The 11,943-nt window shown below is 65.9% G+C and carries 6 protein-coding genes and 1 tRNA gene; 1 reads left to right on the top strand and 6 read right to left on the bottom strand.

Annotated features, from left to right (window positions below; genetic code table 11):
• Positions 1-82 precede the first annotated feature (82 nt).
• The 3 genes from JOE69_RS17455 to JOE69_RS17445 form a co-directional block, all read right to left on the bottom strand.
• A complete protein-coding gene (locus JOE69_RS17455) occupies positions 83-1,498 on the bottom strand; it encodes an amidase (RefSeq protein ID WP_309800935.1) in 1,416 nt (471 codons plus the stop codon).
• A 153-nt stretch (positions 1,499-1,651) separates the two neighbouring features.
• Positions 1,652-2,926, bottom strand: a complete 1,275-nt coding sequence (locus tag JOE69_RS17450; protein ID WP_309800933.1) for an NADH:flavin oxidoreductase/NADH oxidase family protein — start codon at positions 2,924-2,926, stop codon at positions 1,652-1,654.
• Between the two features lie 228 nt (positions 2,927-3,154).
• Positions 3,155-3,236: transfer RNA gene (locus JOE69_RS17445), tRNA-Leu, on the bottom strand.
• Positions 3,237-3,370: 134 nt separating this feature from the next.
• On the opposite strand from JOE69_RS17445, the gene JOE69_RS17440 reads away from it, so the two are divergent.
• Positions 3,371-3,982, top strand: coding sequence for an ANTAR domain-containing response regulator (locus tag JOE69_RS17440; RefSeq protein WP_309800930.1), 612 nt, complete (start codon positions 3,371-3,373; stop codon positions 3,980-3,982).
• A gap of 107 nt (positions 3,983-4,089) precedes the next feature.
• Here JOE69_RS17440 and pyk read toward each other — a convergent pair whose 3' ends face one another.
• The 3 genes from pyk to gltB all read right to left on the bottom strand — a co-directional run bounded on the left by pyk (position 4,090) and on the right by gltB (position 11,741).
• Positions 4,090-5,574, bottom strand: coding sequence for a pyruvate kinase (gene pyk, locus JOE69_RS17435; protein WP_296361606.1), 1,485 nt, complete (start codon positions 5,572-5,574; stop codon positions 4,090-4,092).
• Positions 5,575-5,668: 94 nt separating this feature from the next.
• Complete coding sequence (locus JOE69_RS17430) at positions 5,669-7,126, bottom strand: glutamate synthase subunit beta (RefSeq protein WP_309800926.1); 1,458 nt, start codon at positions 7,124-7,126, stop codon at positions 5,669-5,671.
• Entirely contained in the window at positions 7,119-11,741 is a 4,623-nt protein-coding gene (gene gltB, locus JOE69_RS17425; protein WP_309800922.1) for a glutamate synthase large subunit, read from the bottom strand. The genes JOE69_RS17430 and gltB overlap by 8 nt, the downstream gene beginning before the upstream one ends.
• Positions 11,742-11,943 lie beyond the last annotated feature (202 nt).

The following is an 11,943-nucleotide window of genomic DNA, read 5'->3' as shown; positions in this document are numbered from 1 at the left end:
GCGCAACCAATCCATCAAGAGATTGACGCAGCTCGCAGGCCCGCGACCCGCACCCGCAGCCGGAACCGCTCCGGGCCGGGCATCACACCGACTGTGCCAGACCCGCCCAATCCGGCACCGCCGTCGCCGGCCGGTTCGCTTCATACCAGGCAGCAGCCTTGAGCACCCCGAGATCGTCGCCCACCCGGCCCGCGATCTGCACGCCGATCGGTCGGCCGTCCGAGCTGAATCCGCAATTGACCGTGGCCGCGGGCTGACCGGACATGTTGTACGGCACGGTGAATGCGATGTGGTCCATGGTCGCTTCGGGGTCGTCGTTCGGCATCGGCTTCTCGGCGGCGAAGGCGGCCATCGGAGCCACCGGGGAGAGCACGACGTCGTACGCCCAAGTCGCGGCAACCGTGGCCTGCTGCACCCTCCCGATGGTTTCGTAACAGGCCAGCGCGTCGGCACCGTCGAACCGGGCCCCGATCGCGCACCATCGCGCAATGTACGGCAGCAGCAAGGCTTGTCCGGCTTCGTCCAGGGCCCGGAAGTCCTTGAAGGCGCGGATCCGCCAGAAATTGTCCAAGCCGTCCAGCATCGCCTGGTCGAGCAACGGCCCGAGCGGCCCGACGTCGGCCCCCGCCTCGGCGAAACGTTCGGCGACCGCCCACACGGCAGCGGCGACCTCGGCATCCACCGGCGCTCCGGCGCCGGCATCCAACTGCACCGCCACCCGCAGTCCGGCCACCTCGGGCTCCCCGGCGCCGAGCGAGCGCCAGTCGGCTGCCGGGTACGGGCGGGTCGAGTAGTCGCGCGCATCGAACTGCCCGATGACCGACATCAGCAAGCCGGCATCGCGCACCGTCCGGGCCATCGGGCCGGCGGCCCGTCCGGCATACGGCACGTCCAGCGGCACCCTTCCGGCACTGGGCTTGAGCGTGGCCAGGCCCAACCAGGTGCCCGGCAGCCGGACCGAACCGCCGATGTCGGTGCCGACGTGCAGCGGTCCGAAACCTGCCGCAGCAGCCGCTCCGGCGCCCGCGCTGGAGCCGCCGGTGGTCCAGGCCGGATTCCAGGGGCTCCGGCTGATTCCATGCCGGCTCGAGACGCCGGAGGAAAGCATCCCCCAGTCCGGCATCACGGTCGAGCCGAGCAGCACGCCGCCGGCTTCCAAGATCCGATCGGTCACCGGGGCGTTCGCGAGCGCCACCGGAGGGTTCGGCAACGCAGTCCCGGACGGCATCGGGATACCCTGGCGCGCAATGTTCTCCTTGACCGTCACCGGGACTCCGTCGAGCGGGCCCAGCGGCCGGCCGCTGGCCCAACGCCGGGTGCTCGCCGCCGCGGCTTGCTGCGCAGCATCCGGATCGCAGCGGTAGAAGGCGTTGATCACCGGCTCCCGTTCCGCGATCCGAGCAAGCACGGCTGTGCAGATTTCGCTCGGGCTGAATGCTCCGGAGGCAAAGCCCGACGCCAATTCGGAGGCACTCAGATCCGGCCCGACATCGGCCATGCGCACGCTCCTCCCCGGACTCGCCCGGCACCAGGCCCAAGGCATCGGCTGGAACCTGGCATCAATCTAACACCAACCCGGCCGCACGCCACCGACCCACCGTGCCGGGCCCGGACCAGAGTGCCGAACCCGGCCCGACTCAGGTTTTCGGGTTCAGCCGGACCGCCGCTTGGGTCGCAGCGCCTCGACGCCGTTCCGGTTGAGCATCGAGCCGACGGTTTTCCACCAAGGCCGGGACAAGTCCGGATTCTTCCCCGCGCCGATCCGATGCAGTTGGTCGGTATGCCATTGCAGGTCCAAGAATCCGTCGATGGTTTTCACGTCCGTCACCCGGCCCAGCACCGGGCGCAGACCCGCCCGGATCCGCGGCGCCGCCAGTTTCTCCTTGGCCCCCGCGAGGACCAGGTCGGCCGCATCGGGGGCGGTGGCAGTGGGCCGGCCCAGGCCGACCACGTCGCAGGCGCCGGAGGACACCGCCTCGGCCATCGCCGCCCGGCTGCGGAACCCTCCGGTGACCGCGAGTGGAACCGCGCCGGCCAGCGATCTGGCGGCTTTGGCATACTCCAGGAAATACGCTTCACGGTCCAAGGTGCTCTGCGCTTTGGCCTGCCCCATCATCGCCGGCGCCTCGTAGCTGCCACCGCTGATCTCGATCAGGTCGATGTTCGCCTCGGCGAGGCGGGCCAGGACCTGGAGCGATTCCTGCTCGCTGAAGCCGCCGCGCTGGAAATCCGCGGAATTCAATTTGATCCCGACCGCGAACTCCGGTGCGACATTGGCCCGGATCGCCCGGATCACGGCGAAAAGGAACCTGCTCCGGCGTTCTGCATCGCCGCCCCAGTCATCGCTGCGCAGGTTCGACAGCGGGGACAGGAACTGCGCGATCAAGTAGCCGTGCGCGGCGTGGATCTGCACGCCGTCGAAGCCGGCCGCTTCCGCGACTGCCGCAGTTTCGGCGAACCGGCCGATGATCTCCTCGATCTGCGCTTCGTCGAGTTCCTGCGGCGCTGAGGCCCCGGGGATCTTCAACGCCACCGGGCTGGGCGCCACCGGTCGCGAGCGGCCGGCCAACGGATTCGCCTGCCGCCCGGGGTGGTTGATCTGCATCCAGATCCGGCTGCCGTGGCCTTGCCCGGCGTCGGCCCAACGGCGCAACCGCGCCAGATCCCGGCGGTCCTCGACGGCCACATTGCCCGGTTCGCCGAGCTGTCCGCGGTCGACCATCACATTCCCGGTGACCAAAAGGCCGAAACCGCCGGAGGCCCAGCGCCGGTACAGCGTTTCCAGCCGGTCGCTCGGCCGGTGCCCCGGATCGCCGAGCGCTTCACTGAGCGCGGCCTTCATGATCCGATTGGGCAGCACTTGGCCGCAGGGCAGGGTCAGCGGACTGTTCAGCTCGGATTGCCGGTCCGGTGTTTGCTGCGGCATCAGAACTCCCTTGTTCGGCGGTGCTGCCCGTTCCGAGGTGACCCGGGCGCTTGCGATACAAGTCAACCATAGTTGTATCTCAACCGGCAGTGGAATACCGCCCAGCTTCGGCACCCGGATCTTGGGCTGCAGCACTCCTGCCCAGCTCCCGCCCTCGGAAGTTGGGCAGAACTTCGGGTCAAAAAGAAAGCCGCTGGCCAGCTAAGCTGACCAGCGGCTTGGGACCAGTGCCCGAGGTGGGACTCGAACCCACACACCTTTCGATACTGCATTTTGAGTGCAGCGCGTCTGCCAATTCCGCCACTCGGGCGGGCACTTCCCGGCAGTTGCAGCGATGAAGATCACGCTCCGCTTTCAGCTGAGCTTGACGTTCACGTGCGAGAAATAACTCTACATGCAGATAGGCTGTTTTATGAAAACCATCCAGCAGTACGAGGAGCCACCGTGTCAGAATCCCCCGAACCCGCCGAGTCCGCGCCCGTACCCGCTCCCCGGCGCGTCGTTGTCGCGGAGGACGAAACCCTGATCCGTTTGGACATCATCGAGATCCTCCGTGGCGAAGGCTACGATGTGGTCGGCGAAGCGGACAATGGCGAGAAGGCTTTGGACCTCGCCCGGGAGCTCGAACCCGACCTGGTCCTGATGGACGTCAAGATGCCGGTCATGGACGGGATCAGCGCCGCGGAGAAGATCGTCAAGGAACGCATCGCCCCGGTAGTGCTCTTGACCGCCTTCAGCCAGAAGGAACTCGTGGAACGGGCCCGCGACGCCGGCGCCATGGCGTACGTGGTCAAGCCGTTCACCCCGGCCGATCTGGTTCCAGCGATCGAGATCGCACTCTCGCGCTATGAGGAAATCAAGATCCTCGAGGCCGAGGTGCACGATCTGCAGGACCGTTTCGAAACCCGCAAACTGGTGGAACGCGCGAAGTCGCTGCTGACCACCAAAATGGGGCTCACCGAGCCGGAAGCCTTCCGCTGGATCCAGAAGACGTCGATGGACCGCCGGTTGAGCATGCGCGAGGTCGCGGACACCATCATCAGCCAGGTCAACTGAGTCAGCCCGCTCAACTGAGCCAGCCCGGTCAACTGACCGGCTGCACGCAGAATTGACGACGGCGGGCGGCCACCGAAAGGTGGCCGCCCGCCGTCGTCAATTTCAGCTTAGTTTTTCGGTTCCACGACCGGCCAAGGGCCGACCTTTTCCCGATTGTTGCGTCCGGATTCGGAGAAGTCGGAGAGGTCCCCCACTTTGTGCACTTTGACCGTATTGGTCGAGCCGGATTGCCCGGGCGGGGAACCGGCGGCGATCACCACCACGTCGTCCACCTGCGCCAAACCTTTTTCCAGCAGCATGTGGTCGACCTGTTCCGTCATCTCATCGGTGTGGTGCACCATCGGGACCATGATCGGCTGGATCCCCCAGGTCAGCGAAAGCTGATTCCAGACCCGCTCATCCGGGGTGAACGCGAAGACCGGCTTGACCGGCCGCAAGCGGGACAACCGGCGTGCCGAGTCGCCGGACTGGGTGAACGCGCACACGTACTTGGCGTTGAGCTGATCCGCGATCACCACGGCGGCCCGGGTGATCGCGCCGCCGCGGGTCTTCGGGCTGGTGCCCAGCGCGGGGACCCGCTCCAAACCGTGTTCTTCGGTCGATTCGATGATCCGGGCCATGGTCTTGACCGTCTCGATCGGATACTTGCCCACGCTGGTCTCGCCGGAGAGCATCACCGCGTCGGCGCCGTCGAGCACCGCATTGGCGCAGTCCGAAGCCTCCGCCCTGGTGGGCCGCGGGTTCTCGATCATCGATTCGAGCACCTGGGTGGCCACGATCACCGGCTTGGCCCAACGACGGGCCAACTCGATCGCCTTCTTCTGCACGATCGGCACTTCCTCCAACGGGAGTTCCACGCCCAAGTCGCCGCGCGCCACCATGATCGCGTCGAAGGAATCGATGATCTCGGAGAGGTTGTCCACGGCCTGCGGCTTCTCGATCTTGGCGATCACCGGGACCCGGCGGCCCTCTTCGTCCATGATCTCGTGCACCCGCACGATGTCCGAGGCGTCCCGGACGAAGGACAAAGCGATCAGATCCACGCCTCGGCCCATCGCCCAGCGCAGGTCTTCTTCGTCTTTTTCGCTCAGCGCCGGCACGTTCACCGCGACGCCGGGCAGATTGATGCCTTTGTTGTTGGACACCATGCCGCCGACCACTACTTCCGTGACCACCTTTACCGCGTCCACAGCGGTGGCCCGCAACGAGACTTTGCCGTCGTCGATCAGCAGCGCATCGCCGACCTTGACGTCTTCGGTGAGGCTCTTCAACGTGGTCGAGCAGATGTCTTTGGTGCCCGGAACGTCTTCCGTGGTGATCGTGAAGACATCGCCCGGCGCCAGGGCGTACGGACCGTCGACGAAACGGCCCAGGCGGATCTTCGGCCCCTGCAGATCGGCCATGATCGCCACCGGCTTGCCCAACGCCGCAGCCGCTTTGCGGACATTCTCATAGGTCTCGTTGTGCACGGTGTAGTCACCGTGGCTCATGTTCATCCGGGCCACGTCCACGCCGGCGTCGAGCACGGCCAGGGCCTGCTCGTAACCGGAGATGGCCGGCCCAAAAGTTGCAACAATTTTTGCGCGTCTCATATACCTACCCTAATCTGAGCCCCATGTGCTCGCATGACCTGGAGTTGACCCTCCAGTGAATCTTCAGTGCCGGTGCCGGTCCTTCAGGCCGAACTCACAGCGGGGAAATAGCGACGTCGGTGGGCGCGACCGGTGCCGGAAGGCTGGTGCTTCCGCTGAGGTGCTGGTCCACCGCCGCAGCGCAGGCCCGGCCTTCGGCGATCGCCCAGACGATCAGCGACTGGCCGCGCCCGGCATCACCGGCCACGAAAACGCCGTCGACGTCGGTCATGTAGTAACCGTCCCGGACCAGATTGCCGCGTCCGTCGAACTGGGCGCCTACCTGTTCCGCGATCCCAGCCGGCTCGGGCCCGGTGAAGCCCAGGGAAAGGAACACCAGATCCGCCGGGATCTCGCGTTCCGTGCCCGGCTTGGGCAGCCGCTTGCCGTCCCGGTACTCGGTTTCCGCGATCTTCAACGCGGTGAGCACGCCGTCCGCACCGATGAACTCGACCGTGGAGGCCAAATAGGTCCGCTCGCCGCCCTCTTCGTGCGCGCTGGCGACCTCGAACAGGGTCGGGAACATCGGCCACGGCTGGTGTTCAGGACGCTCGGCCGGTGGCTGTTTGCCGATCGCCAAGGTGGTCACCGAGGCGGCCTGCTGCCGGTGCGCAGTGCCCAGGCAGTCGGCTCCGGTGTCCCCGCCGCCGAGGATCACCACGTGTTTGCCGCGCGCATCGATCTGGTCCGGCACCGGATCGCCGGCCACTGCCCGGTTGGACTGCACCAGGTAATCCATCGCGTAATGCACTCCGGCCAGCTCCCGGCCCGGAATCGGCAAATCCCGCGGCACCGTGGCACCGGTGCAGATCACCACTGCGTCATAGCGCCGGCGCAGCTGCTCCCAAGAAATGTCCTTGCCGATTTCGACGCCGGCCCGGAACCGGGTGCCTTCGGCGCGCATCTGCTCCAGCCTGCGGTCCAAGTGCTCCTTTTCCATTTTGAAATCCGGGATGCCGTAACGGAGCAAGCCGCCGATCCGGTCGTCCCGTTCGTACACCGCAACGGTATGGCCCACCCGGGTGAGTTGTTGCGCCGCAGCCAGCCCAGCCGGGCCGGAACCGACCACCGCGACGGTGTGCCCGGTCAGCCTGGCCGGCGGCAGCGGCTTGACCCAATCCTGTTCGAAGGCCTGATCGATGATCGAAACCTCGACCTGTTTGATGGTCACCGCGGGCTGGTTGATGCCGAGCACGCACGATGATTCGCACGGCGCCGGGCAGAGCCTTCCAGTGAATTCCGGGAAGTTGTTCGTCGCGTGCAAGCGCTCGATCGCCTCTTCCCCCTTGTCCCGCCAGACCAGGTCGTTCCATTCGGGAATCAGGTTGCCCAGCGGACAGCCCTGATGGCAGAACGGCACTCCGCAGTCCATGCACCGGCCGGCCTGCGACTTGAGCACGCCTTTTTCCTGTGCTTCGTAGACTTCTTTCCAGTCCATGATCCGCACCGGGACCGGCCGGCGCGGTTGGGTCTGCCGTTCCCGGGTCTTCAGAAAGCCACGTGGATCAGCCACCGGTCACCTCCAGGATTCGTTGCCAAACGACGTCTCCGTCGGGGTCCAAGCCCTCCGCCTCGGCGGTAGCCCTGGTCTGCAATACCGCGGCATAGTCCCGGGGCAGCACCTTGGTGATTTGCCCGGCCACGGCATCGAAATCTTCGAGCAGTCTGGCGGCCAATGCCGAGTCGGTCTCCTCCTGGTGCTGGCGCAGCAGGTTGCGGACGAATTCCCGGTCCTCGGCATCCAAGGCGAGCAATTGCAGCTCTCCCGAATCCAAAGCCTGTTTGTTGACCTTGGCCGGCACCAGATCGAGCACGAAGGCGACGCCGCCGGACATCCCGGCGCCGAAGTTGCGCCCGGTCCGGCCCAGGATCAGTGCCCGGCCGCCGGTCATGTACTCGCAGCCGTGGTCGCCGATCCCTTCGGCCACCGCGGTGGCACCCGAGTTCCGCACCAGGAACCGTTCGCCGACCTGGCCGCGCAGGAACAACTCGCCGCTGGTGGCTCCGTAACCGATCACATTGCCGGCGATCACGTTCTGTTCCGCCGGGAAGGTGTTGCTGCGGTCCGGCCGGACGATGATCCGACCGCCGGAGAGGCCTTTGCCCACGTAATCATTGGAATCGCCGTACAGCCGCAGCGTGATGCCGGCCGGCAGGAACGCGCCCAATGACTGCCCGGCCTGGCCGGTCAGCGTGACATCGATGGTGTCGGTACCGAGCACCTCGATGCCGAACTTCTTGGTCACTTCGTGCCCCAGCATGGTGCCCACCGAGCGATCGGTGTTCACGATGCCGACGCTGATCTTCACCGGAACCCGGTCGGCCAGCGCTTCGGCGGCCATGGTGATCAGCTGTTGGTCGAAGTGCTTGTCCAACTCGTGGTTCTGCCCGATCAGGTTGCGCAGCGGGACATCGCGGTCGAAGCTCTGCCCTTCGAGCAGCGGTGCCAGCTCCAACCCCTCGGTCTTCCAGTGGTCCACCGCCTTGCGGATGTCCAGCGCATCGCTGTGCCCGATGGCTTCCTCGAGCGACCGGAACCCGAGTTCGGCGAGGATTTCACGGACCTCTTCGGCCAAGAACTCGAAGAAGTTGACCACGAATTCCGGCTTGCCGGAGAACCGCGCGCGCAATTCCGGGTTCTGCGTGGCCACACCCACCGGGCAGGTGTCCAAATGGCAGACCCGCATCATGATGCAGCCGGAAACCACCAGCGGCGCGGTGGCGAAGCCGTACTCTTCGGCACCGAGCAGGGCCGCGATCACCACGTCCCGGCCGGTCTTGAGCTGCCCGTCCACCTGCACCACCACCCGGTCGCGCAAGCCGTTGAGGATCAAGGTCTGCTGCGTTTCGGCCAGACCCAGTTCCCAGGGCGCGCCCGCGTGCTTGAGCGAGTTCAGCGGCGAGGCACCGGTTCCGCCGTCGTGCCCGGAAACCAGGACGACGTCGGCCTTGGCCTTGGTCACGCCGGCGGCCACCGTGCCGATGCCGACTTCGGAGACCAGTTTGACGTGCACCCGGGCCGAAGGGTTGGCCCGCTTGCAGTCGTAAATCAGCTGCGCCAGGTCTTCGATCGAGTAGATGTCGTGGTGCGGCGGCGGCGAAATCAGTCCGACGCCGGGTGTGGAGTGCCGGGTCGCCGCTACCCACGGGTAGACCTTCTGCGCCATCAGCTGGCCGCCTTCGCCGGGTTTGGCGCCCTGGGCCATTTTGATCTGGATGTCCTGCGCATTGCTCAGATACAGGCTGGTGACCCCGAATCGCCCGGAGGCGACCTGTTTGATCGCCGAACGGCGGCGCGGGTCCAACAACCGGTCCATGTCTTCGCCGCCCTCACCGGTATTCGACTTCGCGCCGAGCTGGTTCATCGCGATCGCAAGGGTTTCGTGTGCTTCCTTGGAGATCGAGCCGTAGCTCATCGCGCCGGTGGAGAAGCGCTTCACGATCGCCGAAACCGGCTCCACCTCATCGATCGGGACTGCGGCCCGCGCTCCGGCTTTGAAGCCGAGCAGGCCGCGCAGCGTCATCAGGCTCTTCGACTGGTCGTCGATCGCACTGGTGTAGCTCTTGAAGATGTCGTAGCGGCGTTCCCGGGTGGCGTGCTGCAGCCGGAACACGGTATCCGGGTTGAACAGGTGCGGCTCGCCTTCCCGGCGCCATTGGTATTCGCCGCCGCCCAACAGCGGCCGGTGCGGTTGCTCGACGCCTTCTGGCGGGTATGCCATGGCGTGCCGGGCCGCGACTTCTGCCGCGATCACGCCCAGCCCGACGCCGGAGAGCTGGCTGCGGGTACCGGCGAAGAACTCGTCCACCAGGTCCTGCGCCAAGCCCAGCGCCTCGAACGTCTGCGCCCCGCAATAGGAAGCCACGGTGGAGATGCCCATTTTGGACATGATCTTCAGCACGCCTTTGCCCAGGCCCTTGATCAGATTGCGGACTGCCGCCTCCGGGGTGACCCCGGTGACGTCTCCGCTGCGAATCAGTTCTTCGACCGATTCCATCGCCAGGTAGGGGTTGACTGCGGCGGCTCCATAACCGACCAGGAGGGCCACATGGTGCACCTCCCGGACGTCTCCGGCTTCGACCACCAGCGAGGTCTTGGTGCGGTTCGCGCTGCGCAGCAAATGGTGGTGCACCGCACTGATCAGCAGCAACGACGGAATCGGCGCCCATTGCGCATTCGAGTCCCGGTCGGAGAGCACCACGTAATGCACACCGCGGTTGATCGCGCCGGAAACCTGTTCGCAGATCTCGGAAAGCCGGGCCCGGAGTGCGGCCTCGCCGCCGTCGGGCCGGTACAGGCCGCGCACCTTGATCGCGAGCCGCTCGCCTTCGTTTTCGCCCTGGGAAGACTCGATGTTGGCGATCTTGGCCAGTTCGTCATTGTCGATCACCGGAAAATCCAGCGCGACCTGGGGTTTGGTCACCTTGTTGCTGGCCAAGAGGTTGCCATTGGGGCCGATCGAAGTTTTCAGCGAGGTCACGAGTTCTTCGCGGATCGCGTCCAGCGGCGGGTTGGTCACCTGTGCGAAGGACTGCACGAAGTAGTCGAAAAGCAACCGCGGCCGGGTGGACAGCACCGCTATCGGCGTATCCGAGCCCATCGCACCCAAGGGTTCAGCTCCGGTCCGGGCCATCGGCGCGAGCAGGATCCGCAGTTCTTCCTGGGTGTAACCGAAAGTCCGCTGCCGCAGGTTCACCGAGGCCGAGGTGTGCACCACGTGCTCCCGCTCGGGCAGATCGCTCAACTTGATCAGATTGTCCTTGAGCCAATCGGCCCAGGGCTCAGCACTGGCCAGCTCGGACTTGATTTCCGAATCGTCCACGATCCGGCCCGCTTCGGTATCCACCAGGAACATCTTGCCCGGCGAGACCCGGCCCTTTTTGACCACTTTCGCCGGTTCGATGTCGATCACGCCGACTTCGGAGGCGAACACCACCAATCCGTCCTCGGTGATCCAATACCGTCCGGGCCGCAGGCCGTTGCGGTCCAGCGTCGCGCCGACCAGCGAACCGTCAGTGAAGGACACCGCGGCCGGACCGTCCCAGGGTTCCATCAACAGCGAGTGGTATTCGTAAAACGCCCGGCGGGCCGGATCCATCGTGGCGTGGTTCTCCCAGGCCTCCGGGATCATCATCATGATCGCCTGGGTGATCGGCCGTCCGGAGAGCCAGAGCAGCTCCGCGACTTCATCGAAAGACGCCGAGTCTGAAGCCCCGGGCGTACAGATCGGGAACAACTCCTCGGGGTTGTCGCCGAGCAGCGGGCTCGCCAAAGTCGATTGCCGGGCCCGCATCCAGTTGCGATTGCCTTTGACCGTGTTGATCTCGCCGTTGTGCGCGATCGTCCGGAACGGCTGGGCCAGCGGCCAGGACGGGAAGGTGTTGGTGGAGAACCGGGAATGCACGATGCCCAGCTTGGTCTTGAACCGGCTGTCCGAAAGGTCCGGATAGAACGGCTCGAGCTGCGCCGTGGAGAGCATGCCCTTGTACACGATGGTCCGCGAAGAGAGCGACGGGAAGTAGACTCCCAGTTTGTTCTGCGCCCGCTTGCGGACCCGGAACGCCCGGCTGTCCAAGACCTGGGCGATCTCGCCCGAGGCCGGTGTTTCGCCGTCCGGCAAAGCCAGGAAAAGCTGCCGGAACTGCGGCATCGAGGTGCGCGCCATCGAACCGACCAGATCGGCGACGACCGGGACCTTGCGCCAACCGAGCACCCGGAGGCCTTCTTCGGCGGCCAAGGACGCCAAACCCTCGGTGGCGATCCGGGCCTCGTCCTCCTGCACCGGCAGGAAGGCCGTGCCGACCACGTAGTGACCCGGTGCCGGGAGCCCGAAGTCCAGCACCGCGCGGAAGAATTCATCCGGCACCTGGGTGAGCAGGCCCGCACCGTCTCCGGTGCCTTCGTCCGCGCCCACCGCGCCGCGGTGTTCCAGGGCCCGCAGCGCAGTCAAGGCCGCGTCGACGATATCGTGTCCGGCCTCGCCGCGCAGCGTGGCGATGATCGCCAAACCGCAAGCGTCCTTTTCGGCTTCCGGCGAATACAGGCCCTGCGCTGCCGGAATCGTGGAAAACCGTTCGAACGGGGAAACGGCAGTGTACGTGGGAACTGCCGGTTGGTTCTGAGTCATAGCTGAGTCCTTCCCCCTGAGAGAGCATTCGGAGGGGACAACACTGGCCCCGCTCGGGCTTCGCGCCAGAGGCACGCAGCCGAGCTGATAAAGCATTCCTTAACCGGAATTATATGACAGCGGTCACACTCGTCAGGTTGCAGACGGGTGCACACGGGTGTCCGTCACAACCGGTGGGAGGCGCTCCGGCGACTTTGTTCTG

The sequence above is a fragment of the Arthrobacter russicus genome, assembly GCF_031454135.1.
GTDB classification, from domain to species: domain Bacteria; phylum Actinomycetota; class Actinomycetes; order Actinomycetales; family Micrococcaceae; genus Renibacterium; species Renibacterium russicum.
Note: the sequence above shows the minus strand (reverse complement) of the source record. Positions and strands in the feature narration are given on the sequence as shown.